This is a genomic window from Bradyrhizobium liaoningense, assembly GCF_018130955.1.
Classification (GTDB): domain Bacteria; phylum Pseudomonadota; class Alphaproteobacteria; order Rhizobiales; family Xanthobacteraceae; genus Bradyrhizobium; species Bradyrhizobium liaoningense_C.
The window spans coordinates 38058-58430 of sequence record NZ_JAFCJM010000029.1; the positions used below are offsets into that span (position 1 = coordinate 38058).

17 protein-coding genes are annotated in these 20373 nt (G+C 64.9%); 2 read left to right on the forward strand and 15 right to left on the reverse strand.

Features of this window, described 5'->3' with window-relative positions:
- Positions 1-4: 4 nt before the first annotated feature.
- Positions 5-1093 carry a branched-chain amino acid ABC transporter permease gene (locus tag JQ632_RS22930; RefSeq protein ID WP_212404848.1) on the forward strand — a complete coding sequence of 363 codons (1089 nt, stop codon included), beginning with the start codon at positions 5-7 and terminating at the stop codon, positions 1091-1093.
- Here the strand turns inward: JQ632_RS22930 and JQ632_RS22935 are convergent.
- The 4 genes from JQ632_RS22935 to JQ632_RS22950 all read right to left on the reverse strand — a co-directional run bounded on the left by JQ632_RS22935 (position 1083) and on the right by JQ632_RS22950 (position 8252).
- Positions 1083-1688 carry a pyridoxamine 5'-phosphate oxidase family protein gene (locus JQ632_RS22935; RefSeq protein WP_212404849.1) on the reverse strand — a complete coding sequence of 202 codons (606 nt, stop codon included), beginning with the start codon at positions 1686-1688 and terminating at the stop codon, positions 1083-1085. The genes JQ632_RS22930 and JQ632_RS22935 overlap by 11 nt on opposite strands.
- 86 nt (positions 1689-1774) lie before the next feature.
- The gene (locus JQ632_RS22940) at positions 1775-3229 is read right to left on the reverse strand and encodes an HlyD family type I secretion periplasmic adaptor subunit (protein WP_212404850.1); all 1455 of its coding nucleotides are present in this window, start codon (positions 3227-3229) and stop codon (positions 1775-1777) included.
- Positions 3216-5366, reverse strand: coding sequence for a type I secretion system permease/ATPase (locus tag JQ632_RS22945; RefSeq protein WP_212404851.1), 2151 nt, complete (start codon positions 5364-5366; stop codon positions 3216-3218). The genes JQ632_RS22940 and JQ632_RS22945 overlap by 14 nt, the downstream gene beginning before the upstream one ends.
- A 30-nt stretch (positions 5367-5396) precedes the next feature.
- Positions 5397-8252, reverse strand: coding sequence for a calcium-binding protein (locus JQ632_RS22950; RefSeq protein WP_212404852.1), 2856 nt, complete (start codon positions 8250-8252; stop codon positions 5397-5399).
- A 327-nt stretch (positions 8253-8579) separates the two neighbouring features.
- Between JQ632_RS22950 and JQ632_RS22955 the strand changes: the two genes are divergently transcribed.
- On the forward strand, positions 8580-9401 hold the full coding sequence (locus tag JQ632_RS22955) for an aspartate dehydrogenase (RefSeq protein ID WP_212404853.1): 822 nt from the start codon (positions 8580-8582) through the stop codon (positions 9399-9401).
- A 225-nt stretch (positions 9402-9626) separates the two neighbouring features.
- Here JQ632_RS22955 and JQ632_RS22960 read toward each other — a convergent pair whose 3' ends face one another.
- The 11 genes from JQ632_RS22960 to JQ632_RS23010 all read right to left on the reverse strand — a co-directional run bounded on the left by JQ632_RS22960 (position 9627) and on the right by JQ632_RS23010 (position 20354).
- Entirely contained in the window at positions 9627-10928 is a 1302-nt protein-coding gene (locus JQ632_RS22960; protein ID WP_212404854.1) for a sorbosone dehydrogenase family protein, read from the reverse strand.
- Between the two features lie 291 nt (positions 10929-11219).
- Positions 11220-12518: a hypothetical protein gene (locus JQ632_RS22965; protein WP_212404855.1), complete on the reverse strand. Its 1299-nt coding sequence runs from the start codon at positions 12516-12518 to the stop codon at positions 11220-11222.
- Between the two features lie 202 nt (positions 12519-12720).
- Positions 12721-13278, reverse strand: coding sequence for a cytochrome b/b6 domain-containing protein (locus JQ632_RS22970; protein ID WP_249152468.1), 558 nt, complete (start codon positions 13276-13278; stop codon positions 12721-12723).
- A gap of 43 nt (positions 13279-13321) precedes the next feature.
- Complete coding sequence (locus JQ632_RS22975) at positions 13322-13603, reverse strand: PepSY domain-containing protein (protein WP_212404857.1); 282 nt, start codon at positions 13601-13603, stop codon at positions 13322-13324.
- Positions 13604-13872: 269 nt separating this feature from the next.
- Positions 13873-14037 (reverse strand): Flp family type IVb pilin, encoded by a 165-nt coding sequence (locus tag JQ632_RS22980; protein WP_212404858.1) that lies wholly within the window; start codon positions 14035-14037, stop codon positions 13873-13875.
- 112 nt (positions 14038-14149) lie between these two features.
- Positions 14150-14776: an isoprenylcysteine carboxylmethyltransferase family protein gene (locus tag JQ632_RS22985; protein WP_212404859.1), complete on the reverse strand. Its 627-nt coding sequence runs from the start codon at positions 14774-14776 to the stop codon at positions 14150-14152.
- 33 nt (positions 14777-14809) lie between these two features.
- Positions 14810-15841, reverse strand: a complete 1032-nt coding sequence (locus JQ632_RS22990; protein ID WP_212404860.1) for an NAD-dependent epimerase/dehydratase family protein — start codon at positions 15839-15841, stop codon at positions 14810-14812.
- A gap of 27 nt (positions 15842-15868) precedes the next feature.
- Positions 15869-16387 (reverse strand): DUF962 domain-containing protein, encoded by a 519-nt coding sequence (locus tag JQ632_RS22995; RefSeq protein WP_212404861.1) that lies wholly within the window; start codon positions 16385-16387, stop codon positions 15869-15871.
- Positions 16388-16557: 170 nt separating this feature from the next.
- Positions 16558-17241: an OmpA family protein gene (locus JQ632_RS23000; protein WP_212404862.1), complete on the reverse strand. Its 684-nt coding sequence runs from the start codon at positions 17239-17241 to the stop codon at positions 16558-16560.
- Positions 17241-17657 carry a hypothetical protein gene (locus JQ632_RS23005; RefSeq protein WP_212404863.1) on the reverse strand — a complete coding sequence of 139 codons (417 nt, stop codon included), beginning with the start codon at positions 17655-17657 and terminating at the stop codon, positions 17241-17243. Before JQ632_RS23005 ends, JQ632_RS23000 begins: the two co-directional genes overlap by 1 nt.
- Before the next feature lie 90 nt (positions 17658-17747).
- A complete protein-coding gene (locus JQ632_RS23010; RefSeq protein WP_212404864.1) occupies positions 17748-20354 on the reverse strand; it encodes an ATP-dependent helicase in 2607 nt (868 codons plus the stop codon).
- Positions 20355-20373: the final 19 nt, after the last annotated feature.

The window sequence follows — 20373 nt, forward strand, 5'->3', positions numbered from 1 at the left end:
CGCGATGGATGACGCCGCAGCAAGGCCCGTGCAGACCTTCCGCATCGAGACCGCGGGCGGCGCCTCGCGCATCGCCGCGTCCATCGCCCTTCTCATTGTCCTGGTGCTGGCGCTGCTCCCGATGTTCGCCGGCCGCACCCTGATCCAGGATCTGATCTTCCTGTTCTATATGCTGGCGCTGGCGCAATGCTGGAACCTGCTCGCCGGCTATGCCGGCCTGATCTCGGTGGGACAGCAGGCCTTCGTCGGTCTCGGCGGCTACCTGCTGTTCGCGCTCACGCTGATCGGCGGCCTCAATCCCTTGCTCGCGATTCCGATCGCGGGTGTCGTCTCCGCGCTGTTCGCGCTGCCGACCGCGCTGATTGTCTTTCGCCTGCGCGGCGCCTATTTCGCGATCGGCACCTGGGTGGTGGCGGAGGTCTATCGCCTGGTCTTCGCGCAGATAAAACCGCTCGGCGGCGGCACCGGGACGTCGCTGACGCCGACGATCACTTCGTCTGTGCCCGGCATCGAATGGGTGAAGACATTGCTCGACCTGCGCACACCGGCGGCGCGCGACATCGTCTCCTATTGGGTGGCGCTGGCACTGGTCGTCGCCACGCTGGCCGCCGTCTACTTCATTCTCCGCTCGCGCCGCGGCCTGGCGCTCGGCGCCATCCGTGACCACGAAGCCGCGGCCGCGGGCCTCGGCGTCGACATCTATCGCATCAAGCTCGCCGTCTATGTCGCGACCGCCGCCATGACCGGGATGATCGGCGCGCTCATCTATCTCCAAAAGGCGCGCATTTCGCCGGACGCCGCCTTCTCGGTGCTGGACTGGACCGCCTATGTCATCTTCATTGTCGTTATCGGCGGCATCGGCACGATGGAAGGGCCGGTGGTCGGCGCCATCATCTTCTATCTGATGCAGCGCTACCTCGCCGATTTCGGCGCGTACTATCTCATCCTGCTCGGCACGCTCGGCATCCTCGTCATGCTGTTCGCGCCAAAGGGCCTGTGGGGTCTCGTCGCCGAACGCCACGGCCTGACGCTGTTTCCAACCCGGCGCCGGCTCGTCATTGAGGCCGACAAGCGCGTCCAGCTCAACCCTTGAAGGTCGGCTGGCGCGGGTGGATGTAGTCCTTGAAGTCCGCAAATTCCTTCCACTTCGGCTCCGGCGCGTTGCATCCGGCCTGCGGCGTGTAGGCCGACGGCTCGGTCATCTGCATCGCCGGAATGTAGCGCGGACAGTTCGGAAAGATCGCCCGCGCGGTGACGCGCACGATGAGCTGGGCACCGACGGTCTCGGCCAGCAGCGGATCATTGTCCCTCACGCGCGCCTCGCCGTTGACGCGCAGCCGCCGTGGCTTGCCGTGCATGGCGATGAAGAGCAGGCCGATGCTTGGATTGACAGTGACGTTGCCGAGGCTCTTGAACATCCCGTTGCCGTCATAGTCGGGGAACGCGATCTCGGACGGGCCGGTCACGCGCACGAAGCCCGGCGGGCCGCCCTTGAACGAGCAATCCGGCCGTCCGTCGGCGTCCGCAGTCGCGAGGAAGAAGTAGGGCAGGCTCTCGATGAACAACTTGTCGTCTGTCGAAAATTCCTTGCGGGTGAGCTTCTCCTCCAGCCGGTCCGAAATCCGGCGGCTGTCGAACTGGTCCTGCAACTGCCGATTTCCATCGTGAAACATCACGCTCTCTGGCATGGCTTCCTCCCGGGTGCGCGCGTGCGAGACTACGCCTTTCGCACCGGCCCGGATATGGTTCACTTTGTCCGCATCTCGCCCCGGACTCACCGCTCGTGCAAGACTTCCTGGCTGTAGCGGCGCAGCGGCGACAGCACATAGCTCAGGACTGTGCGCGTCCCGGTCTTGATCTCGGCGGTCACGGCCATACCGGGTGACAGATTGACGGCCCGGCCGTCGATCTGCATCCGGGTACGGTCGAGCGAAATGCGTGCGCTGTAGCTCAGCTCCTGGCCAATCGGCTCGCTGCTGTCTCGCTCCGGGCCGAGCGCACGGTCGCGCGGCCGATCCATCGGCCGCTCGCGGATGATCGCGTCCTGGGAGACGCTGAGCACGGTGCCGTGCAGTAGGCCGTAGCGGGTGAAATTGAAGGTGTCGACCTTGACCTCGGCACTCTGCCCGGCCTCGACAAAGCCGATGTCGCGGTTCGAGATCATCGCCTCGATTTCGAGCTGGCTGTCGCTTGGAACGATCACCAGCAGCGACTGCGCCGGGGTGACGACGCCGCCGACCGTATGGATCGTGAGCTGCTGCACGACGCCGTCCACCGGCGCTGTAAGCCGTTGCAGGCTGGTCTTCTGCTGGGCCTTGATCAGATCCATGACGAGGCCATTGGCCTTCTGCTCGCTCTTGGCAAGATCGTCCGAAAGCGAGCGCCTGAATTCGGCGATCGCCTGGGCGCGCGTCTCCTGGATCGCGGCGACGGCCGCGTCCGTCTCGCGCAGATGGCTCTTCTGGATGCTGAGCTCCTCCTGCTGGTCGACCAACAGCTGCAGCACCTCGTAATAGGTCAGCTTGGAGCCGATCTCCTTCTCCATCAGCGTTTTGCGGATATCGACGCGCTGCTGGATCACCGGGATGAGCTGCTCGAGCTTGTGAATCGCGGCGAGCGTGGTCTGGTGCTCGGCCTCCTTCTGGCCCTGCTGCCGCGTGAGCGCGGCGACCTTGGCGTGATGCTCGTTGATCTGGTTGAGCAGAAGCTGGCGCTGGGTCTCCACCAGCGCGGGATCGGCATCGGCGGGCGCGACGAGATCGACGTTCCCTCGTTCGCCGCTTGCGATGGCCGCGCGCAGGCGTGCGATATTGAGCTGCTCGGCGCGAAGATCGTCGCGGAGGTGATCGCGGTCGGCTGCATTGACCGTCGGGTCGAGCTCGATCAGCACGTCGCCGGCCTTGACTATCTGTCCGTCCTGAACGCGGATGGCGCGTACCACGCTGGTCTCGAACGGTTGAACCACCTTGCTGCGTCCGCTCGATACGATCTTCCCCGGCGCTGACGCAACGATATCGATGGTGCCCCACGCCGCCCAGGCCAGGGCCACGCAGAACAACGCGATGACAATTGCCGCGATGCCGCGGCCGATCGGCGAGGGCGGCGTTTCCATGACTTCGAGGGCGGCAGGCAGGAAACCCAGCTCTTGCGTCGGTGTGCCGCCCGTCTGGCGAAACGGGACAACGTTTGGCTTGATCGCCGCGGCTGCGGCTGGATTACCCGACCTCATGGAGCCCTCCCTGGAGACGATAGAGCGCGGCATAGGGACCGCCGGTCTTGATCAGCGCCTCATGGGAGCCGTCCTCGACCAGGCGGCCGCGCTCCAGCGTGAAGATGCGGTCCGCGCCGCGCACGGTGGACAGCCGGTGCGCGATGATCAGAACGGTGCGCCCGCGCGCGATCTCCTTCATGTTCTGCTGGATGATGCGCTCGCTCTCATAGTCGAGCGCGCTGGTCGCTTCGTCGAAGATCAGGATCTTCGGATCGCTCACGAGAGCGCGGGCGATCGCGAGGCGCTGCCGCTGGCCGCCTGATAGTGTCGAGCCGCGCTCGCCCACCGCGGTGTCGTAGCCCTCGGGCAGCTCCAGGATGAAGTCATGCGCGCCGGCAAGCTTTGCCGCGGCGATGACGCGCTCCATCGGCATCGCCGGATCGCTCAGGGCGATGTTCTCGCGAACGGTGGCATTGAACAGCACGTTCTCCTGAAGCACGACGCCGATCTGCCGACGCAGCCATGCGGGGTCGGCCATCACGACATCCATGCCGTCGATCAGGACGCGACCGCCCTGCGGCACGTAAAGCCGCTGCACCAGTTTGGCGAAGGTGCTTTTGCCGGAGCCCGACGGGCCGACGATGCCGACCGTCTGTCCGGGCGGCACGTCGAACGACACGTCGTTCAGCACCTCCTGGCCGTCGACGCGGTAACGAAACGTAACGTGGTCGAAGCGGATTCGGCCCTGGATGCCGGGTAGTGCCGCGCGCGCAGCCGCATAGGTCGGCTCTGGCGTGGTGTTGAGGATGTCGCCGAGCCGCGCAATCGAGAGCCGCGCCTGATGAAAATCCTGCCAAAGCTGCGCCAGCCGCAACACCGGCGTGCTCACCCGGCCGGCCAGGATGTTGAAGGCGACGAGTTCGCCGACCGACATGCTGCCGCCGATCACCAGCCGCGCACCGAAATAGAGGATCGAGGCCGTGACGACCTTGCTCACGAACTGCACGAGCTGGCTTGCGGTGTTGCCGAGGCTCAGGACGCGGAAGCTCGATGTGACGTAGCCGGCGAGCTGCTCCTCCCAGCGCCGCTGCATCTGCGGCTCGACCGCCATGGCTTTCAGCGTCTCGATGCCGGTCACGCTTTCGACCAGGAACGCCTGGTTCTCGGCGCCGCGGCGGAATTTCTCGTCCAGCCTTCGGCGGAACAGGGGCGCCGCCACGGCGGAGATGGCGATGTAGAACGGGAACGAGGTAAGCACGATCGCGGTCAGAAGCGGCGAATAGGCGAACATCACGGCGAGGAAGACCGAGGTGAAGAGCAGGTCGATCACGAGCGTCAGCGCCGAGCTCGTCAGGAAATTGCGGATATTCTCGAGCTCGCGGACCCGCGCCACGGAATCGCCGACACGCCGCGCCTGGAAGTAGGACATCGGCAGCGCCAGCAAATGCCTGAACAGCCGCGCGCCGAGCTCGACGTCGATCCGGTTCGTGGTGTGCGCGAACAGATAGGTCCGCATGATGCCCAGTATCGTTTCGAACAATGAGATCGTCACGAGGCCGATCACCAGCACGTCGAGCGTCGTCACCGAGCGGTGAACCAGAACCTTGTCGATCACCACCTGGAAGAACAGCGGCGAGACGAGGGAGAAGAGCTGGAGAAAGAACGAGGCGACCAGCACCTCGCCGAGCAGGCGCCGGTATTTGCCCATCGCGCTCAGGAACCAGCTGATGTCGAAACGCCGGGTGAGGTCGGAGAGGCCGGCCCGCCGCGTCATCAGGATGAGGTCGCCATCCCAGATCGCGGCGAGTTCGGCGCGCGTCATCAGCCGGGGGCGCTGCTCCTGCGGCGGCTGAACCAGCACCTTCTCGATCTCAGCCTCGGCGCCGGCCTTGGCGATCACCATGAAGCTGCCGTCGCGGAGCATCGCGATGGCGGGCAGGGGTGTCTTCATCAGGCGCAGCCAGTCGCTGCGGCAGGCGCGCGCCTTCAGTCCGAGATCCCTGGCGCACCGGAGGATATCCGGTGCGCCGAGGAGGTCCGTTCCCAGCCGATGCCTGATCTGCTCGCGATCGGCCGGGACGTTCTGGAGGTGCAGTAACGTCAGGAGCGCGTTGAGCCCAGACTCATCGCTCCCTGTCTTGAGATCGGTCGTCATCTGGTTCCTCCGGAACAGGCGAGCTCGTCTTCAGGCGTGCTGCGGCGGTGCCAGCACCGGCGCTTCCGTCTGATGTGGATCGGCAATCGGCATCCCGCCTGGGCCGCCGTCCGTGACGAAGCTGCCGGCCATGGCCTGGCTGAGCAGCGCCGCGCCTACGACCGGGGCGATTGCACCCCCGCCGTTGATCACGACATTGCTGCCCGGCCCGCCGTCGAGGACGTCGATTCCGCCGCCACCGATCAGGACGTCGTCGCCGTTGCCGCCGCTCAGCACGTCGTTGCCGGCACTGCCGATCAGGATGTCGTCGCCGTCGCCGCCGTTTGCCGTGAGCTGGAGACCGCTGTTGCCGAGCCCGGACGCCGTGATGACGTCGTCGCCGCCGAGCCCGTTGATGACGAGACGATCGCCGGCGCCGAAGTTGGAGATCTTGACCTCCTCCTTGAGGCCGGTCACGGTGACCACGCCATTGTTGTTGGTCACGGTGATGACGTCGTCGCCTGCGGTCGCGTTGAGGACCACCGTATCTGCCGCGCCATCGCCGGCGCCGAGGTCGAGATCGACTTCATTCACGCTGGTGCCGGTGAGGTCGTTGACATTGATGGTGTCGGCTCCGCCGAGTGCGTTGAACTCGATGCGCTCGACCCCGTTCAGGTCCATGGTGATGTTGGCAACGTTCCGGGTGAAGAGGGCTCGGCTGCCATTGGCGGAGATGTCGATGGTCTCCGCGATGTTTGCGCCGTTGAACCTGAGCGTGTCGAAGCCGGCCTGACCTTCAACGATGTCGTTGCCGTCGCCCGGATTCCAGACGAAGGTGTCGTCGCCCGCACCGAGGAGCGCAACGTCGTTGCCCCGGCCGCCGAATACGGTGTCTTTGCCAGCGCTGCCGATGATGCTGTCGTCGCCGTCGCCGCCATTGATCGTGAGGTTGGCGAGTTGCCCCGCCCTGATCAGCGACGCATTGATGACGTCATTTCCGGCGAGCCCGTTGACCACCATGGAGTCTTCGGCGCCGACATTGGCGACCGTGACCTGTTCGGACAGACCGTTCACCAGCACCGAGTTGCCGCTGCTGACGAGATTGATATGGTCCTCGCCGGCCGTGCCGTTGATGGTGACGACGTCTGCGGCGCCATCGGCGCCGGTGCCGCCCGGCGTACCCGCGAGGTCGATGGTGACGCGCTGGACCCCGGTGCCGGTGAGGTCGTTGAGCGTGATCTGGTCGGCTCCGCCTGACGCGTTGAGCTGAAGGCGCTCGACGGCGTTGAGGTCCATCACGATATTGCCGACGTCGCGGAACAGGCGCACCCGGCTTCCATTGCCCGAGATGTCCATGGTCTCGGCGGCATTCGAGCCGTTGAACACCAGCGTGTCGGTGCCCGCGCCGCCTTCCACGGTGTCGCTGCCGTCGCCGGGATTCCAGGTGAAGGTATCGTTGCCGGCGCCGAGGTTGGCAAAGTCGTTGCCGATGCCGCCATTCACATTGTCGTTGCCGTCACCGCCGATCAGAAGGTCGTCGCCGCGGCTGCCGGTGATGGTGTCATTACCCGTGCCGCCGTCGATGGTCAGGCCGATCACGCCGGCCGAAACCGTCGAGGCGTCGATCACGTCGTTGCCGCCGAGACCCTGGATCACCAGGCGATCGCCGGCCTCGACATTGCTCAGCGTGACGACTTCCTGCAGGCCGCTGACGGTCACCGTGGTGCCGGTAGCCGTCACCTGGATATGGTTGGCGCCGCCGGTGCCGTTGATCGTCACGGTGTCACTCGAGCCGTCGCCCTGCGTGCCGCCGCTTGCGCCGAGGTCGATTGAGACAGCGGTCACGCCGGTACCGGTGAGATCGTCGACCATGATATTGTCGGCACCGCCGAGTGCGTTGAACTGGATCTGCTCCACCTTCGTCAGGTCCATCGTGATATTGGCGACGTCGCGCATGAACCTCGCATGATTTCCGTTCGCGGAGATCGCGATCTTCTCGCTGATGTTCGCGCCGTTGAACACCAACTTGTCCGTGCCGTCGCCGCCGTCGACGATGTCGCTGCCGTCGCCGGGATTCCATATGAAGGTGTCATCGCCGCTGCCGAGCTGGGCGGTGTCGTTGCCGCGTCCGCCGGCAACGATGTCGTCGCCGTTACCGCCGATCAGGACATCGTTGCCGTCACCGCCGGTGATCCTGTCGTTGCCGTCACCGCCATCGAGCGTGAGCTGGATGAGGGTTGCAAGACCGTTGCTCGCGGTGATGACGTCGTCGCCGCCATTGGCGTGGACCACGAGATTTTCGGTGGTGCCGATGTCGAGGGAGAACGGCGCCGGGCTGAGGCGGTCGAAGCGCACGCGCGTGCCGTTTGGCGTGATCGCGAAGGTCTCGGCGCCGTTGCCGCCATTGACCTCTGCCGTGTCGGTTCCGTCGCCGCCTTCGAACAGGTCGGTGCCGCCGCCGGGATTCCAGATCATCCGGTCGTTGCCGGCCTCGCCAAAGAGCTGGTCGTCGCCAGTGCCGCCATCCATGACGTCGTTGCCGGCACCACCGAACAGGAGATCGTTGCCGCCCTGGCCTCTGAGAGTATCGTTGCCGGCCTGGCCGAACAGCATGTCCGCGCTGGAGCCACCGATCAGCGTGTCGTTGCCCGTGCCGCCGAACAGATGCGCGGACGGCAACGCGCCATTGGCTTCATTCAGCGAGATGGTATCGTCACCGGCCTGACCGAACACGTCGATCTCGGTGGTGTTGGCAACGGTCGGCTTGTCGCCGAGAATCGACACGGCACCGCCATTGACGAGAATATTGCCGGCTGCGTCGCGGCTGGTCACGATGGAGTTATCGAGACTGTCGCCGAACTCCGTGAGCACGCCGGTGTTTTTGGAAAATACTGCCGTGGTCGCCATTGCATTTCATCCTTTAAACAAATCGAGCCCCGTGCCGTGATGCTAGGCGGTGGCCAATGGCGGCGTCCTCACGCTAAGCTTGAGAGCCGCGTGATTTTTCGGAAGGAAGCTGTCCAGATTTTCTGAGGATGCCGTGCAGCATCACGGCTGCGTCATTTGCTGCCGTGACTGGTTCGCGGCGGCGTGATGCACATGATCGCGAAGGCAGAGCATTGGCTGCCGTTGTTGCAGTCGCGCCGCGATGTGAGCCGGTTCGATCCCGGACGATGCTTTACGCGATCGCGATAGCTGAGCTATGGAATATTCTGAGCGAAGAGGGGTTGTGCCATGGTCGACGGTCAGCAGAAGAACTTGCGCGTCGCAATCGCGGGCCTGGGCTCGATCGGCTCGAAGATCGCGCGCGAACTCGATCGCGGCATCGAAGGGCTGGAGCTGTCAGCGGTCGCGGTGCGCGATGTCAGCAAGCATCAATCGTTCCTGAGTAGCCTGCGCTGCCATCCGTCTGTCTTGCCCCTCGACCAGCTCGGCGAGGTCGCCGAGATCGTGGTCGAATGCGCGCCGAGCAGCCAGCTTCGCGCCATCGTCGAGCCGGCGGTGAAGCGCGGCAAGACGGCGGTCGTCGTCAGCGTCGGCGCGCTGCTCGACAACGACGATCTCGTCGACATCGCGCGGTCCAATGGCGGTCGCATCGTCGTGCCAACGGGCGCACTGATCGGGCTCGACGCGGTGGCGGCTGCCGCCGTCGGCACCATCCATTCGGTCAAGATGGTCACGCGCAAGCCGATCGACGGCCTGAAGGGCGCGCCCTTTATCATCCAGAACAACATTGACATCGACGGGCTGCGCGAACCCCTCAAGCTGTTCGAGGGCACGGCGCGCGAGGCAGCGAAGGGATTTCCAGCCAATTTGAACGTCGCTGTTGCGCTCTCGCTCGCGGGCGTCGGTCCGGACCGCACGTCCGTGCAGATCTGGGCCGACCCGACCGTGACACGCAACGTGCACCGTATCGAGGTCGAATCCGATTCCGCCCGCTTCGCGATGTCGATCGAGAATATCCCTTCCGAGAACCCGAAGACGGGTCTGATCACGGCACTGTCTGTCATCGCCCTGCTGCGCAAGCAGCGCGCCACGCTCAGCGTGGGGACGTGAGCGCGGCCTCCGCAATCATACGCCCGCAATCATACGGAACGATTTGCCACCCCATGGTCGCACTTAGCCGGCTACAATCGGCGTCATGAGTTGCGAGTACGATCCTCAAGCGTTAGCCGAGGCTGCGATGAAGCTGGCCGTGGCGTCCGAAGGTCTCGAACGCCATCGGCTGATTCGTTTTGCGCAGGCCTGGCATGAGCTCGCGCGCGAGCGTCGAGGCTGTGGTCAGGCGCCGGTGACGCGCCAGATGACATTGCCGACGTCGTCGGCCACCAAGAGCGAGCCATCGGGTCCGAGCGTCACGCCGACCGGCCGTCCATAGGACTCCTTCTCGTCCGGAGCGAGGAAGCCCGAGAGGATGTCGCGCGCCGGTCCGGAGGGCCGTCCATTCTCGAACGGCACGAACACCACCTTGTAGCCGCTCAGTGTGCTGCGATTCCACGAGCCATGCTGGCCGATCGCCATGCCGTCGGGGAAGCCGGGCAGGGTGCCGGCCGGCATCCAGCACAGGCCGAGCGAGGCGGTGTGGCCGCCAAGCGCATAGTCCGGCGTGATCGCCTTGGCGACCATCGCGGCATCCTGCGGCACGCGATCATCGACGGTCTGTCCCCAGTAACAATACGGCCAGCCGTAAAAGCCGCCGTCGCGCACCGAGGTAAGGTAGTCCGGCGGCGTCTCGTCTCCGAGGCCGTCGCGTTCGTTGACGACGGTCCACAGCGTGGCCGTGTTCGGCTCCCACGCGAGGCCGACCGGGTTGCGCAAGCCGGCGGCGAAGATGCGGCTCGTGCCATCAGCGAGATCGAGCTCGTAGACGGCGGCGCGGCCCTGCTCGACCTCCATGCCCATCTCCGCGATGTTGCTGAGCGAGCCGACGCCGGCGTAGAGCTTCTTGCCGTCCGAGCTCGGCAGCAGGCTCCGCGTCCAGTGTCCGGCGGGCTTGAACGTGACGAGCGTCTTGCCCTGCGCGGTGATGCGGTCCGCGCCTGCGGTGTAGGGAAACGCCACCACGCCGTCGGTGTTGCCGACGTAGAACGTATCGCCGACCAGTGCCATGCCGAAGGGCTGGCTCAGCCCTTCCATGAAGATGCCTCGGTGCTCGGCAACGCCGTCGCCGTCCTTGTCGCGCAACAGCGTGATGCGATTGGCGCTGACGCCGAGCGCCGCCGCGCGCCGCATCGTCGCCTGCATCGCAAGGTGAAACATGCTGCGGGCCGGGCCGGGAATCTGCGTCGCCTCGGCGATCAGCACGTCGCCGTTCGGCATCACGTTGATCCAGCGCGGATGGTCGAGCCCGGTCGCGAAGGCGTTGACCTTGAGGCCGGGTGCCGCGATCGGCTTCTGCCCCTCGCTCCAGCCCCGCGCCGTCGGCATCTTCAGCGTCGGGACCGCGCCTTGTGGCTTGGCGGCCGGAATCTCCGGCGCCTGGCCCCAGGCCGCCTTCTGCGGGACGCCCTGCATGCGTCGCCACAGAACGGCGCAAGCGCCGATAACCGCGACGATGCGCGCGAAAATGCTCGAGAAATTCATGGAGTTCCCCTGTTGGACGCGCGCCGGAGCCCCCTGGAGAGGTCAGGGCGCCGGCGCGGATGACCGTAATCATACGATCTTACCGCGTGCAACCGAATCACCGAGATTGCATGGGCGCTCCCTTGTCAGAGCGTTTCCTCCCTGATCAATCCTTTGCCCGCCCAGGTTGGCGGGCTTCCTTTTCGCCGCCGGTATCCATCGGCTCGGTGCCAACGAACTCGCGCCTGCATTGCAGAAGTCGCGGAAGGAGGCTGCAAGCGGCAGCCTCCTCCGGGGCGTCGCTCGCCGGATTTACGGCTTCCTGGTCCAGACCGATCCGTTCGACCAGCGGATCTGGTTCGGCGGCTGGAGCTGCGCCGTGTAAGTCTTGTCGTCCGGGAAGGTGATCGAAATCGTCGAGGCGTTGACGATCGACCCCTGCGCGTTCGGACGGTCGTAGTCGGACATGTCGACCTTGATCGCGGACGGGCCTTCGGTGATCGCGGCGCTCCGGGCGCTTCCGTCGGTCCAGTTGCCGTTCAGATCCATCACGGTGTTGATGATCTTGGTCCAGGTCGATCCGTTCGACCATCGGATGCGGTTCGGCGCGATGAGCTGACCCGTATAGGTCTTGTCGTCGGGGAACGTCACGCTGATCGATGATCCGTCCTGCACGGTGCCGTGCGCAGTGGGGCGGCCAAAGGCCGACATGTTGACCGTGATCGCCTTGAAGTCGATGGAGATGACGGCGCTGCGCGAAGAGCCGTCGGTCCAGTTGCCGTTGAGGTTCGGCACGGTGCTGATCGTGTTCCAGTCGGCAGGGAAGCCGATCGGCCAGTTGTCGTTCCTGAAGATCTCGCAGCCGCTGCCCGCGGTCACGAGGTCGGCGAACTTCATGCCGTGCCAGACCGCGCGACAGAGCGAGGCGACGCGCTCGGGTTGCTGCGAATTCCAGCCCCACTCATATTCGTCGACGTAGCTGTCGTGGCGATCGGAGTCGGAATCGACCTTGACCACCTGGCAGGGCGCGTCGACGGACATGTAGTAGTGCGACGTGATGTCGGCGACCTGGAAATTGGCCGGCGTGTTGCTGACGGTGACTTCAGCGCCCATCGACCAATACTGGGTGATGGAGCTCTTCTTCCAGGCGTGGAAGGTCAGCCGTCCCTTGCCCAGGCGATATTCGACCGTCGAGCCATCATCGGAGGCCCAGCGTTCCGCACCGTTGACCATGCCGGTGAACTTCAGCGCAGGGGAGGCGAGAATGACGCCGCCAGCGGCTGTATCGTCCATCACCCGGTCGAGGAATTCGCGAAGATCAATCGTCTTGTCTCCGATCACGAGCGAGCCGGTCGACGACGAGATCGCATCGAGTACGGGGTCGCCAAACGTGACGCCGCTCCGCGTGTACAGGCCCTTGCGCGCCATCGTCCCGCGCACGCCGCGGCCCGAGTTGCGTCCGCCGAGTTCCTTCAAGTACGCGGTGAACTCGTCGTAGTTGGCGAAAGAGTAGCGGCCCGGCGCAAGCGAGGCGTTGTGCGTCACGAGTTCCACGCTGCCATCCTTGCGGATGGTCGCGGCCTGCTTGATCGTGAGTAAGTCCTGAGACATCTGGGTGCTCCAAGCATCACACGAGCGTCATCCGCGCTCGGATGGACGGCCGATCCGTCCACGCATCGGAGGATAGGCTCACGCCGCCGCGCCGTTCGTGAGGTGGATAACACAGGGAAAGAACACTACGAGTTGAGTTCCATTTGACGCTTGCGGAACTCGGTGCGCATCAGTCGCCATGCTCGACGTGTGCGCGTGCGGACTATTTTCCGGCGACGTGGCGCCGCTTGCGTCCCGTGATCATCGCGCGCGGCAGGTTCTCGCGCTGGAGGATGCTCATCAGGATCGTACCGAGCACGTGCACGATCACGAGCACGATGACTGCATCGGATGCGTAAGTGTGAGTGTCCTCGACCCACCATACGCCGAAGAAGGTGACGGTGACTTGCATGGCGCCGGTGATCGCCGAGATCGAAAGCGCCAGCAGCAGTGCGACGAGCATCGCGGCGCCCGCGGGATTGAGCCCGAGATAGCGTCCGGTCTTGCCGTGACGCAGCCCCCACAGATAGGACGGCATCGCGCGCAGCCGCGGCATCAGTCGCTTGAAGCGGGAATAGCGCGTGCCGAAAAAGCCCCAAGCGAGGCGGAAGACCAGCAGCGCGATGATTGTGTAGCCCGCGACGCGATGCGCGCGGTCATAGACGGTCGGCGTGAACCAGGCGACCAGCACGAAGAAGGCGAGCGCCCAATGCCAAGCGCGCAGCGGCCGGTCCCACACCGGCACCGAATTTTGCGCCTCCGCACGATCCGGCGCGGCCAGATCGGTGCGGAGGGTTTTGACGTCGTCAGGCACGTCCGTGCGGTTACTTCGCGATGGTGTGCTTCAGGCTGAGATCTTCGGGGCTGTAGAACAGCTCGTACAGCTTGCCTTCCTTGACGCCGTAGACTTCGTAGCAGGAGCCCTCGATCTTGGTGCGGCGGACTTCGTAGCCGGCGGCCTTCGCCTTGGCTTCAGCTTGATCCACCGACTTCCAGGAAGCTTTGTCGAGCTTGGTGCAATTCTTGAAGCCGTCAGCCGATGCAGCGGATGCGCCCAACACCACCATCGACACCACGAGCAGCGACTTTCCGACAAGGCCCTTCATCAAGTTCTCCCTTTGGACAATGACCGCGCGACAGCGGCGGCTGATCTGCTAGGAGACGACGGGGTGCGGAAAGTCAACAGCACGGGCCGCCAACGCATCTTAGAGAAGGTCTAAGATGTCTGAGGCCGCACAATTAGAGGATTTCTAACAAGACGAAAATGTATGGATGCAGCCGAAGATAGCGCGATCCGATGCGCTCTGCGGCTTTAGGTCTCACACAGCCGGCCGCGGGCCCGCGAAGGCAGCGCCGAGCGGCGGTCGCTGGACGGTTACTTGAGGCTGGCGCTGACCGACGCGAACTTGTTGTTCAACAGGACGGTCCCGAGATTGTTGACCGTCGCGATGATCGCGAGCGCGATGCCCGCTGCAATCAGCCCGTACTCGATCGCGGTAGTCCCACTTTCGTCGATCAGAAAACGCTTCAATACAGTCATTTGGGCAGCCCCTATCAAACGCTGCCTTCTAACCCGGTCCGGGCTACGATTGCGTAAAGCGGATAGATTCAACTTTCATTAAACACACGACCTTGCGCTTTACCCGGCTGCTTCAGCGCGGCGACAGGAACGGGATGATCATCGGGACCCGGCGGCAATAGGCGCCATAGGCGTCCGCGCCGAGCTCCTTCGACAAGAACACCTCCTCCATACGCCCCTTCTGCCACATGCCGAAGGAGATCAGGATGGCGCCGAGGATCGCCGTCACAGTGCCGACCGCGATGCCGGTCGCGAGCATGCCCGCGATCAGCCCGGTGTAGATCGGGTGACGCACGATGCCATAGGGCCCGGTGTCGATGACGCGGTGGTCTTCCTTGTGGGTGATGGTGTTGGACCAGAACTTTCCGAGATGCAGCCGTCCCCACCAGGTGAAGGAGATGCCGGCCAGCACGATCAGGGCCGTGATGTAGACGCCGGTCTCGCTGAAGACCCAGAGCGGCTTCTCGTTCAGCACTTCCGCCGTCCAGGGCGTGAACAAGATACCGCCGATCAGGATCGGCAGGCGGTAGCGGCCGGATTCCAGCGTCATCACCTGCTTCTGGGTGCGGCCCTGCCAGAACGAGGCCCCGACCCAGCTCGCGAGCCAGGCGAGCCAGATCAGCGCCAGCAATTTGGTCGGCCAGGTCGTGGTCCAGCCACCCCAGGCGATTGAAAGAAGTTTGCTGAAATCAAAGGACATGGGGACGCTTCTTACGCGGATCGCGGCTGCAAGTCAGCCGGCGCGTGAACTGAGGGCGGGATGTTTCAGCCCGGCGGAGGCCGGTCGGGCACCCCGGGCGAGCAGATAGTTGATGGTGTCGCGCAGCACCGGCTCGACCGGGCGGGGCGCATAACCGAGTTCGGTCCGCGCCTTCTCGATCGAGAGGTCGCTGGCGTGGAGCGCGATGCGCACGCCCTCGCCGGTGCCGTCGGGGGCACGGTGGGTGAAATGGTCGGCGAGATATTCGAGCATGGTCGCCGAGAACTCGGCGAGCCTGCCGGGGACCTCGATCGGGCGCTGCCGCCGACGCGAGATCGCCGACATCATGCGCAGGATCTCGCGCAGGCGCACGCATTCGCCGCCGAGGATGTAGCGTTGTCCGAGCCGTCCGCGCTCCATGGTGAGCACCAGACCGGTGGCTACGTCGCGCACGTCGACGAGGTTGACCAGGAAGTTGATGTGCGGCTGCAGGCGCTGCTGCAGGAAACGCCAGAGCATCGCGGTCGGCGGCGTCAGATTGTGGTCGGTCGGGCCTATCGGCATGGTCGGCGTACCGATCACGATCGGAAATCCGGCCGCCGCGGCGCGGGCCGCATGATGCTCGGCGAGCGCCTTCGAGCGCGTATAGGCACCCGGCATCACGTCCGCCGGCTGCAGCGCCTCCTCGGCACGGGCATTGCCCAGGTCGGAGTAAGGAAACAGGATCGATTCCGTCGAGCAGTGCAGGAAGCGCGACACGCCGCGCGACTGCGCCGCCGCGAGCACGACCTCGGTGCCGCCGCAGTTGACGTCGTGGAAGTCCTGCTTGTTGGCGACCCACATGCCCGGCAGGCCGGCGAGGTGATAGACCTGCTCGATTCCCGCAAGCGCGCGATCGACCGCGGCGCGGTCGAGCACCGATCCTTGCACGAAGTCGATGTCCGGACTGAGCGCGGTCGGCGGGCGGACATCGAGAATGCGGACCTTGTGCCCCCTATCGTGGAGCGCCGCTACAAGATGCTGTCCGATGAAACCGCTGCCACCGGTAACGAGTACACGCGTCATGAATAAAGGTGCTGCTCCCTGAGAAGCCTATCGAGTCGAAAGCGAATTTGCCGGAACAGGCGCGAGGATCGCGGCAAGATCGCGACGAAAGCCCAAAGCAATGAACAATTTTGCCATGACGAACATGGGTCCGAGAAAAAGATGGGATGGAAACGTGAACAGCGAGGCCTCGCGGCCCTCGAATACCTTGTGGCCGATCGCCTGCGCGGCGAGGCCGAGCGCGATCATCACGCCGCAGATCGACCACATCATGGCGATGCTGGTCTGATGGGCGACAGTCGTGGCGATCGAGAACAGCGCAACCGAGGTCGCGAGGATGCCAAGCCCGAGCGGAATGTCGAGCAGGAGCCAGTAGAGGAGCACCGGCAGCGCCAGGATCACGGCGAGGCTGACCTCGACCCCGAACAGGGGAACATTGACGAGCGTCAGCGGCATCACGGCGCCGGTGAACAGCAGCAGGATCCCCACCACGTGCATCGCGGTGTTCCGGGGGTCGCGATGGTATTCGACGTAAACGGCAAGTTGGCGTTGAAAATAGCCACCCATCTCGGTCTCGCGCGGTGTTCAGGTTGGGAAGATTGGAAAGCCTATAGCATCAGGATGCCCCCCGCACAAACCGGCTCAATTGTCGCGCGGCGCAGCGCAGCGTGGCGTGCATAGCAAGCAAAACGGGCAATAATTCAAGGAGTTCCGCGTTTGACGCGAGATGCGATCGATTATCGTTTTTTGGCCGGTTTCTTCGCCGGCGCGGCCGGCTTGGCGGGTGCCGCCGGCTGCTCGTCCGGGACCTTTGCCAGCGTCATGATCTGCATCTGGCCGTTCACCGCCGAGGTCGGCTTCGCCCGGTCGAGGAACTGCTCTTCGCCAAGGCCGATCGAGTGGAGCCGTTTTGCGGAGATCTTGAACGTGTTCACCAGCACGTCGCGGATCGCGTCCGCGCGGCGCTGGCTCAGGATTGCGTTGGCTTCGCGCGTCTTCGTGTTGGACTCGACGTGGCCCACGATCAGGAACGTGTAGGGCAGCAGCGAGGCGTGGACCAGTGCATCCGCGATGCGGCCGACGGTCTGATACGACGCGGGTTGGATAATGGGCGTGTCGCTGTCGAACTGGATCGCCGCGTTGAAGGCCGGCAGCTTGGCAAGATCAGGCGCGATCAGCGGCCGATTGACCGGCCCCGGATCGTTCTTGATCCGGGTCTTCGCCCGCTCCAGCACCTGCTGCTTCAGCGCAGGCCCGTCGAGCTCGCCATCCTGCTCGTAATGATTGAGCTTGGCGACGATGTCGTCCCGGGTTGGCGGCGCTGCCGGCGCAGCGGCGTTCTGCGCGCGCACCGCGCCAGCCGCCAGAGTGAGTGCGATGGCAAGTCCGATCCGGGACAGGCTGAGCAGGGTCGCGCGCATCAGCGATATCCCGCGTCGTCGACGGCCTTCAGGCAGTTGTTGCCGATACCCTTGGGCGTCGAGATCAGGCAGGGGATCGATTTGCTGGTCTCCTTGGTCGACCCGCCGCAGACCTTGACGATCTCGCGTCCGCAGGCGTTCGCGACCGTCACGCGCGCGGCGACCCGCTTCTGGATGGCGTCGAAGGCCGCGAGGTAGTCGCTCTGGCACTGCGGCGTCAGAACGTCCCGGTTGCGGGACAGGCATTCCTTCAGGCGGGTCGAATCCGGGTTCACGCCGCGGCAATTGGCGACGATTTCGGCGCCACAACTCTTGGCCAGCATTCCGATCGAATCGCCAAAGCTCATCGTCTCGGCCGCCGCGATCTGCGGTATGACCAATGCAAGCACGATTGATGTAACGGAACCCCGGAGCATGGGTGCATCTGATACGGGGAAGTTCGCGGTGGTCAAGGGCTGTGCACAGGGTAAAGGCGGCGGCGTAACGCCGCCGCAACACCTAGGCACTCACGCCCTCTGCACAAAACTGTCCACGACCTTCTTCTCGCCGGCCTTGTCGAAGGCGATGGTGAGCTTGTTGCCGTCGATCTTGACGACGCGGCCATAGCCGAATTTTTGGTGGAAGACACGGTCATTCAGCGCAAATTCCGAGGTCGTGCCGGTCGATTTGGCGACCAGCTCGCCCTCGATCGTCATCGGCCCGCGGCGGCGCGAACCGAAGCTGCCGCCGAAATCGGGCGAGGACGAAAACGACGAAGCTTCCTCCTCGAAACCACCGCGCCCGCCGCCACCACGGCCGCCGCCTTGGCTCCCACCTTGCCCGCGGTTGCGATTCGCCTGCGCGCGCTGCCAGCCCGGCGTCGTATAACTCGAGCCGAACGCCTCCATGTCGTCGAAGCGCGAGGCGCCGTAGCCGCCGGTGCCGCCCCAGGCCGAGCCCCCCTTGGATTCCGTGATCTCGACATTGGCCGCCGGCAGCTCGTCGAGGAAGCGGGACGGGATCGTGGTCGACCAGGTGCCATGGATCCGCCGGTTGGTCGCAAAATACAGCTTTGCGCGCCGCCGGGCGCGGGTCAGGCCGACATGGGCGAGCCGGCGTTCCTCTTCCAGGCCCGCGCGGCCCTGTTCGTCCAGGGTGCGCTGGCTCGGAAACAGGCCTTCCTCCCAGCCGGGCAGGAACACGTTGTCGAATTCGAGCCCCTTGGCCGAATGCAGCGTCATCAGCGACACCGCGTCTTCCTCCGAGCCGCGGTCGCGATCCATCACCAGCGCGATGTGCTCGAGAAATCCTTGCAGGTTCTCGAACTCCTCCATGGAGCGGACGAGTTCTTTCAAGTTCTCGAGCCGGCCCGCGGCGTCCGCCGAGCGGTCCTTCTGCCACATCTCCGTGTAGCCGCTCTCGTCCAGCACGATCTGGGCAAGGTCCGTATGCGCGGTGACCTCGCGCTGGGCGCGCCAGCGGTCGAATTGCGTCACGACCTCGCGCAGCGATCCGCGCGCCTTCGGCTTCAACTCGTCGGTCTCGACCACGGCGCGCGCCGCCTCGAACAGCGGGATGCGCCGCTTGCGGGCGTGGTCGTGCAGCATCTGGACGGTGGCATCGCCCAGGCCACGCTTCGGCACGTTGACGATGCGCTCGAAGGCGAGGTCGTCGGCAGGCGAGTTGATGACGCGCAAATAGGCCAGCGCATCGCGGATTTCCGCCCGCTCATAGAAGCGCGGGCCGCCGATCACGCGGTAGGGCAGGCCGAGCGTGACAAAACGGTCTTCGAACTCGCGCATCTGGTAGGACGCGCGCACCAGGATCGCGACCTCGTTGAGTTTGTCGCCCATGCGCTGGATCTGCTCGATCTCCTCGCCGATCGCGCGCGCTTCCTCTTCCGAGTCCCAGGCGCCGGTGACGGTGACCTTCTCGCCGTCCTCGTCCTCGGTGCGCAGCGTCTTGCCGAGCCGGCCTTCATTGTGTGCGATCAGGTGCGAGGCCGCGGCGAGGATGTGGCCGGTCGAGCGGTAGTTGCGCTCCAGGCGAATGACTTTTGCGCCCGGGAAATCGTGCTCGAAGCGCAGGATGTTGTCGACCTCCGCGCCGCGCCAGCCATAGATCGACTGATCATCGTCGCCGACGCAGCAGATGTTTTTGACGTGGGGCGTGGCCATCGGCGCGCCGACCGCATGCTCCGTCATTCCGGGGCGATGCGGAGCATCGAACCCGGAATCTCGAGCTGTGGACTCATCTCCAGATTCCGGGTTCGGCTCTTCGAGCCGCCCCGGAATGACGGTTTTGGTTGCCGCCGGCGCCTGCGACAACAGCCGCAGCCACAGATACTGCGCGACGTTGGTGTCCTGATATTCGTCGACCAGGATGTATTTGAAGCGCTGCTGGTACTGCCGGAGGATATCGGGATGCTCGCGGAAGATCCGGATGTTCTCCAGCAGCAGGTCGCCGAAATCGGCGGCGTTGAGGATCTTCAGCCGCTCCTGGTAGCTCGCATAGAGCTTGCCGCCCTTGCCGTTGGCGAACATCGCGGCTTCGCCTGAGGGTACCTGCGTTGGGCTCAGCCCGCGGTTCTTCCAGCCGTCGATCAGGCCGGCGAGCATGCGCGCGGGCCAGCGCTTGTCGTCGATGTTCTCGGCCTGCAGCAACTGCTTCAGCAGCCGGACCTGGTCATCGACGTCGAGCACGGTGAAATTGGATTTGAGCTGCGCGAGCTCGGCATGGGTGCGCAGGATGCGGCCGCCGATGGAGTGGAAGGTGCCGAGCCACGGCATGCCCTCGACCGCCTGTCCCAGCATCTGGCCGAGCCGGTGCTTCATCTCGCGCGCGGCCTTGTTGGTAAAGGTCACCGACAGGATCTCGCCGGGACGCGCCCGGCCCTGGCTCAAAATATGCGCGATGCGCGTCGTCAGCACGCGCGTCTTGCCGGTGCCCGCACCCGCCAGCACCAGCACCGGTCCGTCCAGCGTCTCGACCGCCTCGCGCTGCTCGGGATTGAGGCCGGTGAGATATTTGGGTCCCACCGAGGCGCGGGCGCGCGCGGCGATGCCGCCGGCCGCGGGATGGTGGTCGGGTACGCTGTGGTTGGTGATCTTGCTCGGCTCGGTCATGCGAATCATCGGCCCCACGATGGCACCG

Coding starts and splice junctions, on each gene's coding strand:
- JQ632_RS22960 (WP_212404854.1), bottom strand. CDS start 10,928: ATGAATTTCTCGAGCATTTTCGCGCGCATCGTCGCGGTTATCGGCGCT.
- JQ632_RS22995 (WP_212404861.1), bottom strand. CDS start 16,387: ATGGGTGGCTATTTTCAACGCCAACTTGCCGTTTACGTCGAATACCAT.
- JQ632_RS22935 (WP_212404849.1), bottom strand. CDS start 1,688: ATGCCAGAGAGCGTGATGTTTCACGATGGAAATCGGCAGTTGCAGGAC.
- JQ632_RS22940 (WP_212404850.1), bottom strand. CDS start 3,229: ATGAGGTCGGGTAATCCAGCCGCAGCCGCGGCGATCAAGCCAAACGTT.
- JQ632_RS23000 (WP_212404862.1), bottom strand. CDS start 17,241: ATGCGCGCGACCCTGCTCAGCCTGTCCCGGATCGGACTTGCCATCGCA.
- JQ632_RS22955 (WP_212404853.1), top strand. CDS start 8,580: ATGGTCGACGGTCAGCAGAAGAACTTGCGCGTCGCAATCGCGGGCCTG.
- JQ632_RS22985 (WP_212404859.1), bottom strand. CDS start 14,776: ATGTCCTTTGATTTCAGCAAACTTCTTTCAATCGCCTGGGGTGGCTGG.
- JQ632_RS22930 (WP_212404848.1), top strand. CDS start 5: ATGGATGACGCCGCAGCAAGGCCCGTGCAGACCTTCCGCATCGAGACC.
- JQ632_RS23010 (WP_212404864.1), bottom strand. CDS start 20,354: ATGATTCGCATGACCGAGCCGAGCAAGATCACCAACCACAGCGTACCC.
- JQ632_RS22980 (WP_212404858.1), bottom strand. CDS start 14,037: ATGACTGTATTGAAGCGTTTTCTGATCGACGAAAGTGGGACTACCGCG.
- JQ632_RS23005 (WP_212404863.1), bottom strand. CDS start 17,657: ATGCTCCGGGGTTCCGTTACATCAATCGTGCTTGCATTGGTCATACCG.
- JQ632_RS22965 (WP_212404855.1), bottom strand. CDS start 12,518: ATGTCTCAGGACTTACTCACGATCAAGCAGGCCGCGACCATCCGCAAG.
- JQ632_RS22950 (WP_212404852.1), bottom strand. CDS start 8,252: ATGGCGACCACGGCAGTATTTTCCAAAAACACCGGCGTGCTCACGGAG.
- JQ632_RS22945 (WP_212404851.1), bottom strand. CDS start 5,366: ATGACGACCGATCTCAAGACAGGGAGCGATGAGTCTGGGCTCAACGCG.
- JQ632_RS22990 (WP_212404860.1), bottom strand. CDS start 15,841: ATGACGCGTGTACTCGTTACCGGTGGCAGCGGTTTCATCGGACAGCAT.
- JQ632_RS22975 (WP_212404857.1), bottom strand. CDS start 13,603: ATGAAGGGCCTTGTCGGAAAGTCGCTGCTCGTGGTGTCGATGGTGGTG.